Origin of the sequence: Mannheimia sp. E30BD, from assembly GCF_041807785.1 — a bacterium.
Lineage (GTDB): Bacteria > Pseudomonadota > Gammaproteobacteria > Enterobacterales > Pasteurellaceae > Mannheimia.
The window spans coordinates 75,172-94,586 of the sequence record NZ_JBGTYX010000002.1; the positions used below are offsets into that span (position 1 = coordinate 75,172).

19 protein-coding genes are annotated in these 19,415 nt (G+C 39.4%); 9 read left to right on the forward strand and 10 right to left on the reverse strand.

Annotated elements, in window-relative coordinates:
- Positions 1-91: 91 nt before the first annotated feature.
- From ACERCG_RS01710 to ybfE, 6 genes are all read right to left on the reverse strand, one after another.
- A complete protein-coding gene (locus tag ACERCG_RS01710; RefSeq protein ID WP_373610358.1) occupies positions 92-1,939 on the reverse strand; it encodes an ABC transporter ATP-binding protein in 1,848 nt (615 codons plus the stop codon).
- Positions 1,940-2,012: 73 nt separating this feature from the next.
- Positions 2,013-2,522, reverse strand: a complete 510-nt coding sequence (luxS, locus tag ACERCG_RS01715) for an S-ribosylhomocysteine lyase (protein WP_373610359.1) — start codon at positions 2,520-2,522, stop codon at positions 2,013-2,015.
- A gap of 17 nt (positions 2,523-2,539) precedes the next feature.
- On the reverse strand, positions 2,540-5,200 hold the full coding sequence (locus ACERCG_RS01720) for an MlaD family protein (RefSeq protein ID WP_373610500.1): 2,661 nt from the start codon (positions 5,198-5,200) through the stop codon (positions 2,540-2,542).
- 94 nt (positions 5,201-5,294) lie between these two features.
- A complete protein-coding gene (gene fur, locus ACERCG_RS01725; RefSeq protein ID WP_373610360.1) occupies positions 5,295-5,735 on the reverse strand; it encodes a ferric iron uptake transcriptional regulator in 441 nt (146 codons plus the stop codon).
- Between the two features lie 31 nt (positions 5,736-5,766).
- Complete coding sequence (gene fldA / locus ACERCG_RS01730) at positions 5,767-6,291, reverse strand: flavodoxin FldA (RefSeq protein WP_373610361.1); 525 nt, start codon at positions 6,289-6,291, stop codon at positions 5,767-5,769.
- Between the two features lie 5 nt (positions 6,292-6,296).
- Complete coding sequence (ybfE, locus tag ACERCG_RS01735) at positions 6,297-6,572, reverse strand: LexA regulated protein (protein ID WP_373610362.1); 276 nt, start codon at positions 6,570-6,572, stop codon at positions 6,297-6,299.
- A gap of 259 nt (positions 6,573-6,831) precedes the next feature.
- Here ybfE and ACERCG_RS01740 point away from each other — a divergent pair, with 259 nt between their 5' ends.
- The 3 genes from ACERCG_RS01740 (at position 6,832) to ACERCG_RS01750 (ending at position 10,455) form a co-directional block, all read left to right on the forward strand.
- Positions 6,832-7,818: an oxidoreductase gene (locus ACERCG_RS01740; protein ID WP_373610363.1), complete on the forward strand. Its 987-nt coding sequence runs from the start codon at positions 6,832-6,834 to the stop codon at positions 7,816-7,818.
- Between the two features lie 105 nt (positions 7,819-7,923).
- Positions 7,924-9,225, forward strand: a complete 1,302-nt coding sequence (locus ACERCG_RS01745) for an NCS2 family permease (RefSeq protein ID WP_373610364.1) — start codon at positions 7,924-7,926, stop codon at positions 9,223-9,225.
- 36 nt (positions 9,226-9,261) lie between these two features.
- Positions 9,262-10,455 carry an NAD(P)/FAD-dependent oxidoreductase gene (locus ACERCG_RS01750; protein ID WP_373610365.1) on the forward strand — a complete coding sequence of 398 codons (1,194 nt, stop codon included), beginning with the start codon at positions 9,262-9,264 and terminating at the stop codon, positions 10,453-10,455.
- Between the two features lie 52 nt (positions 10,456-10,507).
- On the opposite strand, the gene infA is transcribed toward ACERCG_RS01750, so the two are convergent.
- The gene (infA, locus tag ACERCG_RS01755) at positions 10,508-10,726 is read right to left on the reverse strand and encodes a translation initiation factor IF-1 (RefSeq protein WP_025217878.1); all 219 of its coding nucleotides are present in this window, start codon (positions 10,724-10,726) and stop codon (positions 10,508-10,510) included.
- A 104-nt stretch (positions 10,727-10,830) separates the two neighbouring features.
- Positions 10,831-11,490 carry a YtjB family periplasmic protein gene (locus ACERCG_RS01760; RefSeq protein ID WP_373610366.1) on the reverse strand — a complete coding sequence of 220 codons (660 nt, stop codon included), beginning with the start codon at positions 11,488-11,490 and terminating at the stop codon, positions 10,831-10,833.
- 85 nt (positions 11,491-11,575) lie between these two features.
- Between ACERCG_RS01760 and serB the strand changes: the two genes are divergently transcribed.
- The 3 genes from serB (at position 11,576) to ACERCG_RS01775 (ending at position 13,186) form a co-directional block, all read left to right on the forward strand.
- The gene (gene serB / locus ACERCG_RS01765; RefSeq protein ID WP_373610367.1) at positions 11,576-12,439 is read left to right on the forward strand and encodes a phosphoserine phosphatase SerB; all 864 of its coding nucleotides are present in this window, start codon (positions 11,576-11,578) and stop codon (positions 12,437-12,439) included.
- A gap of 13 nt (positions 12,440-12,452) precedes the next feature.
- The gene (locus tag ACERCG_RS01770; protein WP_334237072.1) at positions 12,453-12,944 is read left to right on the forward strand and encodes a YajQ family cyclic di-GMP-binding protein; all 492 of its coding nucleotides are present in this window, start codon (positions 12,453-12,455) and stop codon (positions 12,942-12,944) included.
- 71 nt (positions 12,945-13,015) lie between these two features.
- Positions 13,016-13,186, forward strand: coding sequence for a DUF5363 domain-containing protein (locus ACERCG_RS01775; RefSeq protein WP_373610368.1), 171 nt, complete (start codon positions 13,016-13,018; stop codon positions 13,184-13,186).
- 42 nt (positions 13,187-13,228) lie between these two features.
- Here the strand turns inward: ACERCG_RS01775 and ACERCG_RS01780 are convergent, their stop codons facing one another.
- Both ACERCG_RS01780 and mdh read right to left on the reverse strand, forming a co-directional pair.
- On the reverse strand, positions 13,229-14,317 hold the full coding sequence (locus tag ACERCG_RS01780) for a hypothetical protein (RefSeq protein ID WP_373610369.1): 1,089 nt from the start codon (positions 14,315-14,317) through the stop codon (positions 13,229-13,231).
- Between the two features lie 238 nt (positions 14,318-14,555).
- A complete protein-coding gene (gene mdh, locus ACERCG_RS01785) occupies positions 14,556-15,518 on the reverse strand; it encodes a malate dehydrogenase (RefSeq protein WP_373610370.1) in 963 nt (320 codons plus the stop codon).
- Between the two features lie 198 nt (positions 15,519-15,716).
- On the opposite strand from mdh, the gene argR reads away from it, so the two are divergent.
- The 3 genes from argR (at position 15,717) to uvrD (ending at position 19,382) form a co-directional block, all read left to right on the forward strand.
- Positions 15,717-16,178, forward strand: a complete 462-nt coding sequence (gene argR / locus ACERCG_RS01790; RefSeq protein WP_373610501.1) for a transcriptional regulator ArgR — start codon at positions 15,717-15,719, stop codon at positions 16,176-16,178.
- A gap of 65 nt (positions 16,179-16,243) precedes the next feature.
- Entirely contained in the window at positions 16,244-17,140 is an 897-nt protein-coding gene (locus ACERCG_RS01795; RefSeq protein WP_373610371.1) for a TIGR01777 family oxidoreductase, read from the forward strand.
- A 43-nt stretch (positions 17,141-17,183) separates the two neighbouring features.
- Complete coding sequence (gene uvrD, locus ACERCG_RS01800) at positions 17,184-19,382, forward strand: DNA helicase II (RefSeq protein ID WP_373610372.1); 2,199 nt, start codon at positions 17,184-17,186, stop codon at positions 19,380-19,382.
- Positions 19,383-19,415: the final 33 nt, after the last annotated feature.

A 19,415-nucleotide genomic window follows, 5' to 3' on the forward strand; every position in this document is an offset into this window, starting at 1 on the left:
TTATCTATTAGTCCTACAAGCGGTCATCTTTTACTAAAAATTTGCAAATCAATAGATAAAAATAAGGGCGAAAAATTTTTCGCCCCTACAGTTACATATCCACATTCTCAGGCAAGAACCCACCACTTTGATGAGCCCAAAGTCTTGCGTAAACGCCATTGTGAGCAAGGAGTTCTTCGTGTGTGCCTTGTTCAACAATTTCGCCTTTATCTAGCACGATTAATCTATCCATCGCCATAATGGTAGATAGACGATGGGCGATTGCCACAACGGTTTTCCCTTCCATTAGTTTGGTTAGATTTTCTTGGATTGCCACTTCCACTTCGGAATCTAATGCACTGGTTGCCTCATCTAATAATAGAATTGGGGCATCTTTAAGCATTACACGGGCAATTGCAATACGCTGGCGTTGCCCGCCTGAGAGTTTCACACCACGTTCGCCAACGTGTGCATCAAAACCAGTTCTGCCTTTGGCATCTTGCAGGTTTGGAATAAACTCGCTCGCAGCGGCTTGTTCAACTGCTTTAATCATTTCTTCCTCTGTAGCAGTTGGGCGACCATACATTAAATTTTCACGCACGGAACGGTGGAGTAGCGAGGTATCTTGCGTGACCAAGCCAATTTGTGAGCGGAGGCTTTCTTGCATGATATCCCGCACATTTTGCCCATCAATCGTAATTGAGCCGTCTTGAATATCGTAAAAACGCAATAGCAGGTTGGTAAGCGTTGATTTACCTGCCCCACTACGACCGACTAATCCCACTTTTTCTCCTGGTTTGATGGTTAAATCAAAATCTTTCAGTAATGGTTTGTTCGGATCGTAGGCAAAATCCACATTCTCAAATTTGATTTCGCCTTTGGTTACGTTTAACGGCTGAGCATTCTCTTTATCTACCACATTGTGCGGTTTAGAAAGGGTAATCATACCATCTTGTACTGTGCCTAAATTTTCAAATAGGCGTGCAAATTCCCACATAATCCATTGTGATAAGCCTTTAATGCGTAAAGCTAAAGCAGTTGAGGTCGCAATCGCCCCTGCGGTTACCACACTTGATCCCCAAAGCCATAAACCGATACCTGCAGTTGAAACAATTAATGCCATTGAAGTTAGGTTAGTGACGGTTTCAATTACAGTAACTAAACGCATCTGTTTGTGTACGGTAACCATAAATTCTTGCATAGACTCTTTGGCATAGGCAGATTCACGGTTGCCGTGAGAGAAGAGTTTGACGGTGGCAATGTTAGCGTAAGCATCGGTAATTCGACCGGTCATTAGACTTCTGGCATCAGATTGTTCTTGAGCGGCTTGGGCTAATTTCGGTACAAAATAGATAATGGTTGCCGCTAATGAGATGACCCATAAAATAAACGGCACGAATAACCAGCCGTCAAGTTGTAATAAAATCACGCTGGAGGTGGTGAAGTAAACCAGCACATACACCAACATATCGGCACAAGTCATAATCACATCACGCACGGAAAGGGCGGTTTGCATTACTTTGGCAGATACTCTACCTGCAAATTCATCTTGATAGAAACCTAAACTTTGCCCGAGCATTAAGCGGTGGAAGTTCCAACGCAAACGCATTGGGAAAACCCCTTGTAGCGATTGAAAACGAATACTACTGGCGAGATAAACAAATACGACGGCAAGTATCGCAATAAAGAACATTCCTACGATTGTCCAGCCTTTTTCTGCCCAAAGCTCAGAAGGGGTGTATTTGTTGATCCAATCGACTAAATCACCCATAAATTGGAATAATATGGCTTCGATAACACCAACGGCTGCCACTAAAATAGTGAGTATGAGAATATAAATTCGCATACCTTTGGTAGCATCAAAAATAAAAGGAATTAAGCCTGATTTTGGCGTTTTCGGCATTACGTTCGGGTAGGTTTCAACCCGTGCCTCAAACCATCTAAAGAGTTTTTCAAACATAAATGAATAATTTCCGAGTGTAGAAAAATGTAGGGGCAAATAACCATTTGCCCCCGAAAAATGTTAAGAAAAATTATGGATTAAGTAATTTTTCGTCTAAGGCTAAATCTTCGTTGCGATTTACACCAATGCCGGCAGCTAACACATTACGGGCAATTTGGTGAGCTTCTTCTAAAGAATGCTCTTTGTAAGAGCCACATTGATATTCGTTCAGCTCAGGAATTGCCGATACATCAGGGATTTTATGTAACGCATCTTCCATTGAAGCTGTCCACGCTTTGACAACCTCTTCTGCTGAAGGTGTGCCAATCAGTGACATATAAAAACCAGTACGGCAGCCCATTGGCGAAATATCAATGATCTCCACTTGTTCGCTATTGAGGTGGTCACGCATAAAACCGGCAAAAAGATGTTCCATTGTGTGAATCCCACGCACCGGTAGAATATCAATATTCGGGCGACAGAAGCGGAGATCGAACACGGTAATGGTATCGCCTTTCGGTGTGGTCATTGTTTTTGCAACACGCACGGCTGGGGCGTTCATTTTGGTGTGATCTACTTTAAAACTATCTAATAAAGGCATTTTTTACTCCATCAATATTATTCCGCAATTCCTTGATCCCAAGCAGGGGCTTCATCAGGTAGTTTGCGTTGTAAGAAAAATCGTCTGTTTGGCTGAGCCTGAGGCTTCACCACTTTAGTGTAAGGGGTAGAGAACTCAATACCGCCGTTTAATAACTGCGACATTGTGCCGGAGTTCATACTTACACCTTGCAGGCTCACGTCCATCGTGTAACCTGAAGCTTGCCAGAATTGGGTATTAGTTCTGACTAAGTGCTGATATTTGCTATTAATTTTCAGGTGAATTAAAACTCTATCATTTACTTCGCTGAGGCTTAAATGGCTGACAATCCCCACCTGCATTCCACGATAAAGCACAGGTGCTTCTGGCTGAATACCATTGGCATTAGTGGTTTCAACAATAATCGGGAAACCGTTGGCATAGGTGGTTTTTACCGTGTCGGTATCCGAAAGGGTAAATTGGTTTTGAGCTTGCCCTGAACCGACATCAACCGTAATGTAATTTTGTAATGCAGCATCTAAGTTTTTAAAGCCGGAAGTGCTAATTTCCGGTGAAACAACATTAAATTTACTGCCGGCTTTTGCAATTAACGGATAGTATTTCCCTTGAATGTAAGCGGTCGCTTTTATTTGTTTTTTTGCATTTTGTAGCTCAAGTTTTTCAATTTGACCTACGGTTAAGCCCATATATTTAATGTCCATTCCTTCGCTTAACTTACTCGCATCTTTCGCAATCAGCGTGAGGTAAGTATTGCCCGAGGTAGCTTTTTCTTTGCTGGTATAAAGCGTTTTATTGCCTTTTGAACCGCCATTATCAAAGCTGATCGCTCCTTTTAAGGTACGCATTAACGGCGCTGTGGTGATATTCACGCCTTTGAGTGACACATCGACATTGGCTGCCGGTTCAATCCAGAAACGGCTTTTTTCGGTTAATAGATGGCGATAATTTGGCTGAATAAATAGCTCAACCTCAAATTTCTGTTGTTTCGGTGTGATTTTTAACACCTCACCGACCTGAAAATCACGGTATAGCACCACAGAACCTTCGATAATACCGGATAGTGATTCAGCCGAAAGGGTAGTAGTCGCTTTTTTCTCTAAGGTTGTAACGCCTGATTCCGCACTTTCTACATCTTTATAAAGTGCATATTGTTTTTTCGGGCTGCCATCATTTTTACCGTTAAGTAAGCGAATGCCACCTTTTAACCATTCTGAAGGCGAGCCTGCGTGAACCCGTAAGCCGTCTAATCCAATTGACATATCAATATTGGAAATCGCAACAAACTTGCTGTTACTGCCAATCAGATTGCGATAAGGCGGATAAATAATGACATCAAAACGCACTTGGTCTAACGCTAAGCTACGTTTGACGATTTCCCCGATTTGCACATCGCTATAGTAAATCCCTTGGTTGGTATCGACTCCGTAAGCTTGGGGGGCAACTAGGCTAAAACTGAGTAAATTTGGCAAGCTCAATAGATAATCGGCTTCATTTTGTACGATAAATTCCGATTGAGGTTCTCCTTCCCCCGGGTGAACCTCAAAATAGACACCACGCAGCAGCTCAGCTACTTTCGTCAGCTGCTCTGTGTTTAAGGAGAATTTCGGCTCTTTGAGCAAGATTTTAGTTTGGGAGCGTAGTAAATTTTCATAACTTGGGTCAATTAATAAAACCCCATCAATCTGTTTATGCTGTCCTGATTCTTGCTGTGGCACACCGTTGTCTTTTACTTGTGGTAATTTTAGCTGCGAAAGCATACCAATTTGCACATTTTGGTGAAAAACACCAGTCTCATTAATTTTTAAATTATGTGTAAGCGGTAGTTTTACGTTGATTTCAATTCCACGTTTAGCTGATTTCAAATCCGGATATAGCTCAAATTTCTGTCCTTGCTCGGCAATTTCCATATTATCAGGTGAATCAAAAGCAACCGCACCTTGTACTACCGAGGCAAGGCTGTCCATATTGATTTTAATACCTTGTAAATTTACATCAGCGCTAATACCGCTAATATTCCAAAATCGGCTCTCTTTTTTCACTAAATGAGCGTATTTTTGATTAATGACGACATCAATTTCGATTTTTTTCTGGTCTTTGGTAAAACGATAATCGGCAATATTGCCCACTGGCACTTTACGGAAATAAACACTCGCTCCGACAGTAATAGAGCCTATGTCATCAGAGATTAAACGGATCAGTAAATCTCCATCGCTTACTGTTACCGCAGGTGGATCTTCTTCAGCGATAAACTCATCAGCAAAATCGCCCTCTCCAGGTAGGAGAGTAATATAATTACCAGATACAATTGCATCTAAACCGGAAACTCCAGCTAATGAGGCACTAGGCTGGACTAGCCAAAACTTTGTATCTTGACGTAAAACACTTTTGGCCTCAGGAGTAATTTCAGCTTCTACTTCTACTTCTCTTAGTTCATCAACAAAATATACTCGTTTTACTTGACCAATTTGTAAACCTTGATAGCGAATTACTGTTTTTCCTGCAGTAATACCATCGCCTTTTGCAAATCGGATAGTGATGGTTTCTCCTTGCTCCTTTAAAATTTGGAAAAAAAGCAAAGTGCCGATAATAAAAGCGGTAATTGGTAAGATCCAAAATGGTGATATTTTGCGAGGTTGCCTGATTCTGGCGTCTATTACATTCTGCGTTTGTTCTTCCATCATAATATTAGATTTACAAAACCTATATAGAATAATACCGAAGCCCTATAAAAGGCTTCGGTAAGAGTATTAATAAGTCTAAAAATAAGAAAAGCTATTTTTTTTCATCACAGTTAGTTAAATTACTACATTTCCCATAGAGATATAAACTGTGATTTGTTAATTCCATTCCGTGCTTTTCACTGATTTCACGTTGGCGGCGTTCCATATCCGGGTCTTTAAATTCAAAGACTTTACCGCAATCCATACAGATAATATGGTCGTGTTCGTGATTCATATTCAATTCAAACACCGCTTTATTTGCATCAAAGTTATGGCGCATTAGAATCTCAGCTTCTTCAAACTGATTTAATACTCTGTAAACTGTCGCTAGGCCAATATCTGAACCTCTTTCTAACAGAATTTTATAAATATCTTCTGCTGAAAAATGTTGCATTTCATCACGAATATCTTGCATTAATGCAAGAATAGTTAAACGAGGCTCAGTAACTTTTAACCCTACCTCTTTTAAACGTTTAATATTTGCTTCAGACATATCTGCCACCTAATTACCTTTACTTAAAATCTTATGCAAGTTGGTCTAAACACATTTCTTCTTTTAACTGAGCACACCATTTATTAACACGCTCAGTGGTTAATTCAGGCTGTCTGTCTTCATCAATACAAAGACCAACAAAAGTTGCATCATCAACTAAGGCTTGTGAAACCTCAAAGTTATAACCTTCGGTTGGCCAATGACCAACAATTACGCCACCGTTTGGCTCAATAATATCACGCACTGTGCCCATTGCATCACAGAAATATTCTGCGTAATCTTCCTGATCGCCACAGCCGAAAATTGCCACAACTTTACCGTTAAAATCAATCTCTTTTAAGGTTGGCATAAAATCGTCCCAATCTGCTTGAGATTCGCCATAATACCAAGTTGGAATACCGATCATTACAAAATCGTATGCTTCAATATCTTCTTTTGTGCTTTTAGCAATATCACGAATATCCACTAATTCAGCACCTAAGTTTTTCTGAATCATTTTAGAAATATTTTCTGTATTGCCAGTATCGCTACCGTAAAATAAACCTACAACTGCCATTTTTACTACCTATTTTGGATGTAATTATTTAGAATTATTTCGATTAACTGCCCGCGTGAAATACCCTTTTCAGACGCTTGTTCTTCTAACACTTTGACTAAATCCGAATGCAATTTTAATTCAACTCGTTTTAAGCCTGACGATTTATCTCGCTTTAGCTGATTACGTTTATTAATTCGAATTTGTTGTTCTCTATCAAGAGGATTAGTGCGAGGACGCCCAACTTTTGGTACAGTCGCAAACAGATCTAAAGTGATACAATCTGAATCTTGTTTTGCCATTTCTTTACATATCGGGCTTTTGGGCTTCCATTCACGTTCTGTTTTAATGAGAATGATAAGCTACTTTTCAAAGTGTGAACTATATCAAAAATCCACACATTTGAAAAGTAAATCAGCTAGAAAACAAGCGGTGTTTTTTTGCTAAAAATTTGCAATTAACTCATTGTGAGTATGAAATTAGCCTTGTTATTCTGAATAGCGAAGAAATATAAATTACACTATAATTTCTAAAATGAAGATGATGAAAAAAGGAGAAGATGTGTCGAATATCCATTTAGCCATTGCCGGTGATTTTACTTTAGCTGAAAAAATTCTTGAGGTGTTAGAAAACCAAGATTTAGCTGTTGAAAAAATTTCCGCCGTCGAATTAGAGCCGTTCGGCGAAGAGCAAAACTTACGCTTCGGGGCAAAAGCCGTTGCACAATATGCGTTAGATGAAGTGAATTGGGCGGAATTTACCCACGTTCTCTTTGCAGGCAAAATGGCTCAAGCAGAAGTATTAGCAGAAGCGGTGAAAACAGGTTGTGTGATTTTAGATTTATATGGCATTACCGCATTAATTGGCGATGTGCCTGTGGTTGTGCCAAGTGTTAATGATGAAAATGTGGCAAATCTGCGTGAGCGAAATATTGTTGCGCTTGCTAATCCGCAAGTTTCGCAACTTGCCTTAGCGTTAAAGCCGTTATTAGCTCAGCCGTTAAATCAAGTTTTTGTTACCTCACTTTTACCTTCCGCTTATTTTGGCGATGAAAAAGTGAAAGAGCTAGCAGGGCAAACGGCTCGCTTATTAAATGGTATTCCGTTTGATGAAAATGCAGAGCGTATCGCCTTTGATGTTGTGCCTGCTAATGTGCAAGGTGAAGAGAAAAAGTTACCTTTCTCCAAAGCCTTTGAATTACAACTTGCAAAAGTTTTACCAAATTTAACCGCTTGTACGACATTCCATTCGGTTCAAGTGCCTGTTTTTTATGGTGTTTCACAAATGGTATCTGTTAAATCAGAATATCAGTTAGATGCAGAAACTATCAGTGCGGAGTGGAAAGCAGAAAATTGGGTTCAATTTAACGAAGAGTCGGTGATTACAGCGGTAAAAAATGGCGAAAACGAAGAGCGAAATGTGCTAGAAATCAGCCAGTTATTAGCAAAATCAGAGCAAGAAATTCAGTTCTGGTCGGTTGCTGATGAACAGCGTTTTAGCCTCGCATTTTTATCCATTGAATTATTAAAATTAGTTTTGGAATATTAATTGCTTGCCAAATGGTTCATTCCGTGATAAAAATCATCAACGCCCGAGCAACCGATTGGATTGCTCGGGCGTTGTCATTTCCAAAATTCTAGTTTTGAAGGTCTTATGTTAGAAAAATTATTTCAGCTTAAAGCGAAAGGCAGTAATGCGAAAACCGAAATCATCGCAGGTATTACTACCTTTTTCACAATGGTGTACATTGTTTTTGTTAATCCGTCCATTTTAGGTGTAGCAGGAATGGATACCCAAGTGGTATTCGTGACCACCTGTTTAATCGCTGCATTTGGCACTATTGCAATGGGCTTGTTCAGTAACTTACCAATTGCCCTTGCGCCTGCAATGGGCTTAAACGCCTTTTTTGCATTCGTGGTAGTACAAAAATTAGGCTATTCTTGGCAAGTAGGTATGGGAGCAATTTTCTTAGGCTCTGTCGGTTTGTTTATTTTAACGGTACTACAAGTTCGCTATTGGTTTATGTCTGCAATTCCACTAGGTTTACGTGTTGGAATTGGGGCAGGTATTGGCTTATTTATTGCATTAATTGGCTTTAAAAATATGGGCATTGTGGTGCCAAATGAAGCAACTTTAGTTGCATTAGGTAACTTACACGATCCTAAAGTATTAATGGGGATTTTAGGTTTCTTCATTATTGTCGTATTAGGGGCAAAAGGAGTTCACTCTGGTGTATTAGTTTCAATTGTTGTTGTAACAGCATTAGCGTTAATTTTTGACCCAGCGGTAACCTTCAATGGTGTAATGTCTATGCCACCAAGTTTAGGTGCGGTTGTAGGACAAGTGGATATTGCTGGGGCGTTTGATGTTGCCTTACTCGGCATTATTTTCTCCTTTATGCTAGTAAATCTGTTTGACTCATCAGGCACGCTGATTGCTGTAACCACTAAAGCAGGTTTTGCTGACGAGAAGGGACGCTTCCCAAAAATGAAACAAGCTCTATTAGTGGATAGTACCGCTGCAATGGCAGGTTCTTATATGGGAACATCAGCGATCTCAACTTACATTGAAAGTGGTTCAGGCGTTTCTGTGGGTGGTCGTACAGGTTTAACGGCTGTGGTTGTTGGTATTTTATTCTTACTTACCATTTTCTTTTCACCATTAGCAGGTTTAGTGCCAGCTTATGCAACCGCTGGTGCGTTAGTATTCGTAGGCATTTTAATGGCTTCAAGCCTGATCGAAGTAAAATGGGACGACTTAACTGAAGCAACACCTGCGTTCATCACAACAGCAATGATGCCATTTACTTACTCGATTACTGAAGGGATTGCCTTTGGTTTTATCAGCTACTGTGTAATGAAAGCATTCACAGGGCGTTGGAAAGAGATCAGCCCGTCTGTGTTAGTGATTTCCTTGCTCTTTATGATTAAATTTATTTGGGCAGACGCTCACTAATTTATAGTTTTCCTTTTCATTTGCGGGCAAGGTTGAATGCAAAAATTTGATGTCATCATTATTGGTGCAGGGGCGGCAGGGCTATTTTGTGCCGCCCAACTCGGGCAAGCAGGCAAAAAGGTTGCGGTGCTAGATAGCGGCAAGAAAATAGGACGTAAGATTTTAATGTCGGGCGGTGGTTTTTGTAATTTTACTAATTTAGATGTGAGTGCTGGAAATTATCTTAGCCAAAACCGCCATTTCGTGAAATCTGCCCTTTCTCGCTATACGCAATGGGACTTTATATCTCTTGTGGCAAGTTACGGCATAAGCTACCACGAAAAAGAGCTAGGGCAACTTTTCTGTGATGAAAGCTCGCAGCAGATTGTAGATTTATTGCAAGCTGAATGTGAGAAAGGCAAGGTTGAGATCTTGTTACGACAAGCGGTCATTTCTATCGAAAAATTTGCAAAAAATTTCCAAATTTCGACCGCTAGTGAGCAGTTCCAAACTGAGAATTTAGTGATTGCCACAGGTGGATTATCAATGCCAGCATTAGGTGCAACCCCCTTTGGTTATCAAATTGCTGAACAGTTTGGTATTCCTGTTATTGCTCCTCGTGCCAGCCTTGTGCCGTTTACTTGGAAGGAGAGTGATAAACACTTTACCGAGCTTTCTGGCATTGCGATTCCTGTTACCGTTTCTAGCCAAAATGGGAAAAGTTTCAGTAATCAAATGTTATTTACCCACAGAGGATTATCTGGTCCTGTGATTCTGCAGATCTCCAATTATTGGGAGTTGGGCGAAACAGTGGAAATTGATTTACTCCCAAGTGAATCTATTCTTGATGTGTTGAACGAACTTCGTCAATCTTCGCCAAAATTGCAGTTAAAAACCGTGTTATCTCGCTATTTACCAAAAAAGTTGGTCGATATTTGGCTAGAGCAGAAATTGCTGACTGATAAAATCATTGCAGATTTGAGTAAAAAAGATCTCGCTTTCTTAGATGAATTTATCCACCGCTGGCGATTCTTACCAAATGGCACAGAAGGCTACCGTACCGCAGAAGTAACAAAAGGCGGAGTAGATACCGATTATATTTCTTCTAAAACAATGGAAGTGAAAAATGTAGAGGGGCTTTATTTTATCGGCGAAGTGCTTGATGTAACAGGCTGGCTTGGTGGCTATAATTTCCAATGGGCGTGGTCATCAGCTTTTGCGTGTGCGGAAGGGATTATTGAAAAAGGCTAAATTCAAGCTAAAAACAAAGGCGAACATTCAACAGTTCGCCTTTATTTTTTAATTATCTCGCACGGAAAATAATGCGTGCTTTGCTTAAATCGTATGGGGTCATTTCAACGGTTACTTTATCGCCTGTTAAAATACGAATGTAGTTTTTACGCATTTTACCTGAAATGTGAGCGGTTACAACGTGCCCATTTTCTAATTCCACACGGAACATTGTATTTGGTAAGGTTTCTAAAATTGTACCTTGCATTTCAATGCTATCTTCTTTAGCCATTTATTCCTCTTTAAATTTTTAATTTTATGCTGTGCCATTCGGCGAAAAACGGCGGATATTATACGCTTATTCGCTCAAATTACAATCGTTTCTTTGAGAGTACACTATTTCCGCTTAATCCATCGACGCCGTGAATGAAAACGCTGAGTTTGTGTTTTTGCTTCACTCGCTATTGGTTTTGGGGCGATTTGTAGATGATGAATTTTACGGCGGAAGTAGTAATGTACGCTGCTTGCTAAGAGTACCCCTGTTAAAAGCAAAATTATCATTTCGCCATAGAGTTGGTGGAATTGTTGTTCCACTCGAGCTTTTGTCGTTTGCCCGTATTCAGCATCAAACGTAACCCGTAAAAAACCAACTAATGCTTGTTGAGAAAAAATAGGCTCAACAATCTGTTGGTTTTTTTCTGCTTGTTCCGTCGTTAATAAGGTTTTTAGATCTTTAGCATTTTGACTTTGTGCGAGCAACACACCTTTAGGCGAGTAAATATTTGCATCAATAATAAAATCTTCTTTAGCAAAGCTATCCAACGCATCAACCAGTTCATCTGTTTTCGCATTTTTAACTAATAAAAACGAAAAAATATTCGCTTGTTGGCGAACCAATAAATGCGAGAGATTTGATACTTGGTTAATACTGGCTAATTGAGAACCTAATTTAAATTGATTGACGCCCGTTAAAATAACCGCCACAATCGCTACGCACAGAGCGGTGATCCCAGCCAGTAAAAGCGTTTTAGCTATTTTTTCACGAGTAATATACATAGCATTCCTCTTAAAATGATGCGTGATTGTAGCACGGTTTTCTGTTAGATTAATGCAGTAAATTTAAACAACCTAAAATAAGGCTATGGCAAATACAATTTTTATCTATTCAAAAACCTTAAATGATCGTGAAATTGAGCAATTTTCAACGCATGCAGAGGCTAACTTACTGAAACAAGAGGTCTATTTAGACTATAAAATTGCATTTTTTTCAACAAATTTGACCGCTTACGAATTGCGTGAAACGGCTCAACAAATAAATGCAGATATTAGCGATCTGAATATTATTCCGAACTTAAACCAAGCAGGTTTACTGTTAATGGATATGGATTCAACCGCCATTAAAATTGAATGTATTGATGAAATTGCGAAATTGGCTGGGACGGGGGAGATTGTGTCTGCGATCACTGCCAGTGCAATGCGTGGCGAGCTAGATTTCGAGCAAAGTTTACGCAAACGTGTTGGTACACTTGAAAATGCACCAGAAAGCATTTTGCAAAAAGTTCGAGAAAATCTACCGCTTATGGACGGCTTTGAGCAAATGGTGTCGATTTTAAAAGCGAACGGCTGGAAACTGGCGATTGCCTCTGGCGGATTTGACTATTTCGCCGATTACTTGAAAGAAAAATATGGCTTAGATTTTGCTGTATCGAACCAACTGGAAATTATTGATAGCAAATTAACAGGTAAAGTTTTGGGTAAGGTAGTAGATGCTCAACATAAAGCGGATACGTTACAACAGCTTGCTAACCAATTTAATATCCTACAAAATCAATGGGTTGCGGTAGGTGATGGGGCGAATGATTTACCAATGTTAAAAACCGCCAGTTTAGGCGTTGCTCTACACGCCAAACCAAAAGTACAAGAACAGACGAATTTTGTGGTAAACTTTGGTGACTTAACCGCATTATGTTTATTACTGAATGCGAAGAATTTATTTCAAAATTAATGGAGAACAAAAAATGCCATCATTTGATATTGTATCTGAAATCACAATGCACGAAGTACGTAATGCGGTTGAAAATGCAAACCGTGTGTTAAGTACTCGTTATGACTTCCGTGGTGTGGAAGCGGTGATTGAGTTAAACGAAAAAAATGAATCTATCAAACTAACAACAGAATCAGACTTCCAACTAGAGCAGTTAATTGAAATTTTAATCGGCTCTTGCGTAAAGCGTGGCATTGAGCATAGTTCGCTTGATATTCCAGCGGAAAGTGAACATCACGGCAAACTTTACTCAAAAGAGATCAAGCTCAAGCAAGGGATTGAATCAGATATGGCGAAGAAAATTACTAAGCTGATCAAAGATTCAAAAATCAAGGTTCAAGCCCAAATTCAAGGCGAGCAAGTGCGTGTAACGGGTAAATCTCGTGATGATTTACAGGCAGCTATTCAATTAGTGAAAGGAGCAGATTTAGGGCAACCTTTCCAATTCAATAACTTCCGTGATTAATTAAAATGCGAGTGGTTGTTTTTTGTAAAAAATTTGCAAAATACGACCGCTTGTAACTTGAGGGGAAAGAGATGAGCGAGCAAACCGAAAAGAAAAGCTGGTTTAAAAAAGCGTTAGAAAAATACGATAGTTTCTGTAATGAATTGGGGGTAAATCAAGGTGCGTGCCGAGGTTGTGTGCCGGTGGTTAAGTTTGATCCAGAGCCTGAAAAAGAGCAGAAAGTTGAAAATAATAAAGAATAAAAAAATCCCCTTGAGTCTTATCAAGGGGATTTTGTTTGGATATTAGTAGCGAGTGATTGCAACTAAACCGTGAGTAGGATTAATCTCTTTTAAGCTAACGTTATCGACAAATTTTACTCTGCCTGAGGTTTCCAATACTTTCTCGATCATCTCATCAACAATGTCTTCATAAGTATTTTCTGTTTGCTCGAAAGACCCCTCAAGCTCGTTTAATTTACGACCATCTTCGCTTACTTTAGCTGAAATATGTAAATCTTCCTCAATTACTAGAGTTTCAACTCGTCCGTCAATACAAGCCTGCCATACTTCATTTAAATCACTAACGAAGCGGTTATTGCCTTGTGATGCGCCAATTTCATCAAAGATTTTTTGGCGTTCAGCGTGTAAGGCATCTTTAATTTGTGGCCAAATGGTTTTAGCAAGTTCGTGTTCACTTTCATTACTTAAACCGCTGTTGATATAGAGCATAATATCATCGCTGTTACGAGCACCATCTCTGAAATGACCGATATTGCGATCTACACCTACAACTACAATAGGGGCTGGTGTTGCTTTTTGCGCTTCAACTAACGCATCGCCAATTTCTCTCATATGATCAGTGACGATTTGATCTCTAACGTGGCTGATATCTTGCCCAGGGCTTGCAGTTGCAATCACATTTTCAAGTGAGAATGGGAAACCATAATCTTCAACTTCATCTAAAATATCTTTATGACCGACAAATAAACGTGTTCCGTTTTCACTTAATATCGTTAATAAATATAATGGACTACGATTCATTGCATAAACTAAATCACGCGTTACAAAGTTATCTTCAATACTTGCGCGTTCTGGTAAACGGAATGGTAATTTATATGAAGCACTAAATTCATTACTTGCAAAAATAACTAAACCGTCTAAATTATATTGATGATCTACTTCATCAGCTAAACGTTGAATATTTTCAACAATATTTTGTGTTTCTCGTTTATCAAATTCTGACTCTAAACGATTAACAACATCTTGCACTAAATTTTTTAGACGAATAGCATCTTTTTCATTATCTGGTGCAGTACGATTTGTTGGTAAGGTAATAGTTACACTTGGATAAGAGTGTTTTGCTTGGATTTCCTTAATTTTTTGTAAATTCATTAAATTCTCCTTCCTGAATTTATTTAGTTTATGGACATTTTATTAAAAATAATTGTAAGCGCTTATAGTTATGGACTTATAATATTTTGAAAAGTTCATAAAAAATTGAAAATATTAAAAAATTATTTAATATTTTCAATTTTTATTTATTTTATAATTTTAATTAAATAAAGTTTAATGCTTAAATTTAATATAAATAAGAGCTGAATAATTATCAGCTCTTCTCTTATAATGCTAATTAAGTATCTTTCTTGAAGTTTTGACCTAATTCAATTTCTTCATTTAAAATTGGAATTAAATCTTCTACTTGTTTTTTCTCAAAATCGCTTAATTCACCAATTGGTAGCACTTCTATCAAACCATCTTTACCTAAGCGAATTGGGTAAGCAAAGAATGCTGGCGAGGTTTCTCCGTTGGCATTATCAACATAAGCGTAGCGAATAACGTCTTCGCCAACTAACCCTCTTACCAAGCCAAGAGCAAATTCTGCACCAGCTTGTGCCATTGATAATGTTGCTGAACCGCCACCTGCTTTTGCTTCAACCACCTCAGTACCTGCATTTTGAATGCGATGTGTTAATTGCTCAATTTGCTCTTGGGTAAATTCAAGTTTTAAGCCATTTACCGTTGCTTGTGAAAGCAATGGAAGAATGGTTGTGCCTGAATGTCCGCCAATCACAGGAACTCTTACATATTTCACATTCACATTTTTAGCTTCAGCTACAAAGGTATTGGCACGGATTACATCTAATGTAGTTACGCCAAAGAGTTTGTTTTTATCGTAAACGCCTGCTTTTTTCAACACTTCAGCTACAATAGGAATGATGGTATTAACTGGGTTAGTGATAATTGCGATACACGCTTTCGGGCAAACTTTTGCTGCTTTTTCCACTAAGTTATATACGATAGTTGCATTGACATTGAATAAATCCGCACGCGTCATACCAGGTTTGCGAGCAACCCCTGCAGAAATCACAACTACATCCGCATCTTTAAGTGCATCAGTCGGATCTTCGCCTGCAAAACCTGTTACCTTAACATCTGTTGGGATATGACTTAAATCAACCGCAATGCCGGGTGTAACAGGAGAGATATCATAAAGAGATAATTCAGATTTAGCAGGTAAATTGAGTTTTAATAGAAGTGCTAATGATTGACCAATGCCACCTGCAGCACCTAAAAGAGCGACTTTTTTACACATAAATTTCTCCTAATAAGTTATGGAAGTTTAGACCAATTTAGTGTAAGGCAAATTTTTTGGGGATTCAAATAGCAAATCTCATTTTTGAGACATAGAGCAAATTTTTTATTTGATTTTCACTTGGTTTGTTGATTTATTTGCATAGATAAGCAAGAATGATGAATAATTTTAGCTTTTATTATGAATAAGAGAATGATTGTGGATAAGGTAGATAATTTATCAGAAGCGTTTAAATCGCTGTTGCGAGAAGAAAAATTCAGCTCACAAAGTGAAATTGTAGCCGCATTACAAGAAATGGGGTTTGAGAACATTAACCAATCTAAAGTTTCTCGAATGTTGTCTAAATTTGGAGCAGTTAGAACGCGTAATACTAAAATGGAAATGGTCTATCAACTGCCTGTAGAATTAAGCGTGCCAACAACATCAAGCCCACTCAAAAATTTAGTAATAGACATTGACTACAATGATGCCTTAATTGTGGTGAGAACCAGTCCGGGAGCCGCTCAACTGATTGCTCGCTTACTGGATTCAATGGGAAAAGCAGAAGGCATTTTAGGGACTATAGCAGGTGATGACACTATTTTTATTACCCCAGTTCGTCAGGTTTTAGTCGAAGATTTAATTAAAAATATCACGGAGCTATTTGAAACATCGTTGTAGGTAGCTAGATTGTAAGCAAAGCAGTAGCGTGGCAAGTTTGCCCTTTCTTTATAAGGAGATAACTTATGAATATTCTTATTACGGGTGGTACGGGCTTTATTGGTACTGAATTAATTAAAAAATTAAAACCTGAAAATCATTACTTCACACTTTTAGTTAGGGATAAAGAAAAGAAAAGTGATGATAAACAGATCACATATTGCTACTCACTTGATGAATTTTCTGATTTAAACAACTTTGATGCGGTTATCAACCTTGCAGGCGAGCCGATTTTTAATAAGCGTTGGACGGAAGAGCAAAAGCGTAAACTTATTGAGAGCCGAGTAAAAGTTACCAATAAACTCAGCGAATTAATTAACGCAAGTAGTAATCCACCTCATACTTTCCTCTCAGCTTCGGCAATCGGCATTTATGGCGATTTGCCAAAATCTGCAAATTTTTACACAGAATCGACCGCTTGTTATCAAGACTGCTTCACGAACTACCTTTGCGAGCAGTGGGAAGCCTCTGCATTAAAAGCCGAAAGCGATAAAACCCGAGTATGTTTAATTCGCACAGGCACGGTATTTTCGCCAGAGGGCGGAGCATTAAAGAAAATTTTACCGATTTATAAATGTGGATTAGGCGGAAAACTTGGTTCGGGTAAACAGTATTGGGCGTGGATTAGTCGCCGAGATCACGTACAAGCGGTCATTTTTTTGCTAAAAAATGCAAATTGTTCAGGGGCTTATAATTTTGTGGCACCAAATCCAGTCAGAAATGAGGAATTTAATCGTATTTTAGCCAATGCTGTTAATCGCCCTGCTTTCTTTACTGTGCCTGAATTTGCCTTGAAATTAGGCTTAGGCGAACGAGCTTGTTTGGTGTTAGATAACCAGCAACTTGTTCCAGAAAAACTACTCGCAACAGGTTTTGAATTCCAAGATCCAATTTTAACGGAGAACATTTTCTTAAACCCATAATTTAGGCTATAATGCTGTATAAAAGCACAGATTAAGGGCGATTATGGATTTCTCATTATTATTAGATGGTTTAAATGATAAGCAGCGAGAGGCGGTTGCAGCTCCTCTTGGCAATTACTTGGTACTTGCAGGAGCAGGCTCTGGTAAAACACGGGTTTTAACTCACCGTATCGCGTGGTTAATTGGCGTAGAAAATGTGCCAGAATCGAACATTCTCGCCGTTACCTTTACCAATAAAGCCGCAGCAGAAATGCGACACCGTATTGAGCATACCCTTTCCCAATCAGGCGATAATCGCCTGTTTGGTATGTGGGTAGGCACTTTCCACAGCATTGCGAACCGTTTACTGCGTTCTCATTATTTAGATGCCGATTTACCCCAAGATTTCCAAATTATGGATACCGAAGATCAGCAGCGTTTGCTCAAACGCTTGCTGAAACTGCACAATATTGATGAAAAACATTTCCCACCTAAACACGTTGCGTGGTATATCAATGCTCAAAAGGACAAGGGCAAACGAGCCAAAGATATCGAACACCACAACGATCCCAATGAGAAAAAGTTGGTTGAGATCTATCAGATCTACCAAGAGGCGTGCGACCGTGCTGGCTTATTAGATTTTGCCGAGCTGCTTATTCGTGCTTATGAGCTATTCAAACACAAACCTGCGATTTTGCAGCGTTATCAGCAGCGCTTTCAACAGATTTTGATCGATGAATTCCAAGACACCAACAACATTCAGTACGATCTTATTCGCTTATTAGCAGGCGATGTCGGCAAAGTAATGATTGTAGGCGATGATGACCAATCGATCTACGGTTGGCGTGGAGCTCAGGTGGAGAATATTCAGCGTTTCTTAAAAGATTATGACAAGGCTCAAACCATTCGTTTGGAACAAAATTATCGCTCAACAGGCAACATTTTAAGCTGTGCCAATGAATTAATTGCTAACAACGACAATCGTTTAGGCAAGAATTTATGGACGGACAGCGGCAATGGCGAGCCTGTGGATATTTACTGTGCTTTCAATGAGTTAGACGAAGCTCGCTTCGTTGCCTCCCAAATCAAACAGTGGAAAGAAGATGAAGGTGATCTAGCTGAATGTGCGGTGCTTTACCGTAGTAACAGCCAATCTCGTGTGATCGAAGAAGCCTTAATTCAAGCCAATATTCCATACCGCATTTATGGCGGTATGCGATTCTTCGAGCGTCAAGAAATTAAAGATGCGTTAGCTTATTTACGCCTAATTGCCAATCGCCAAGACGATGCTGCCTTTGAGCGAGTGATTAACACCCCAACCAGAGGCATTGGCGACAGAACCTTAGACACACTTCGCCAAATTACCCGTAACCGCCAAATTACTTTATGGCAAGCTATTCAAGTGGCGGTGCAGGAAGAACAACTTTCAGGCAGAGCGGCTTCTTCGTTGCTCCGATTTGTGGAGTTGATTAATGCTCTAGACCAAGAAACCGAGCAGATGTCTTTAGCCGAACAAACCGATTATGTGATTAAAAAATCGGGCTTGTATGAAATGTATAAGCAAGAAAAAGGAGAGAAAGGCGAAGTTCGCATTGAAAACTTAGAAGAGCTAGTAACTGCTACCAAACAGTTTGTGAAGCCTGATGAAGCAGACGATTTAACCGATCTCACTGCCTTTTTAACTCACGCCTCTCTTGAAGCAGGCGAAGCACAAGCCTCTCAACACGAAGATTATGTGGAGCTTATGACGCTACATTCAGCCAAAGGCTTAGAGTTCCCTCGTGTCTTTATGGTGGGCGTGGAAGAAGGGATTTTCCCAAGTGGAATGAGCTTTGATGAAGGCAGATTGCAAGAAGAACGCCGTTTAGCCTATGTAGGCATTACTCGTGCGAAGAAAAAACTGACCATTAGCTATGCCGAATCTCGCCGTTTATACGGCAAGGAAGAACGCCACGTTCCTTCTCGTTTTATTGCAGAGTTGCCAGAAGAACATATCCGAGAGGTGCGTTTAAGAGGCTCAATTAACCGTGCGGCGAGTTTTAATCAATCTTCCACATTTGCAAAAAATCCGCAAAAAACGACCGCTTCCATTTTGAATGATGATAGCTGGAAAATGGGGCAGAAAGTCAATCACGTCAAATTCGGACAAGGCACGATTATTAATGTGGAAGGCTCGGGAGAGGCAACCCGCTTGCAAGTTGCTTTTATCGGTAACGGCATAAAATGGCTGATTGCAAAAATGGCGAATTTAGAGAAGCTATAAACGAAAAGTCCAGAATTTCTGGACTTTTTCTTT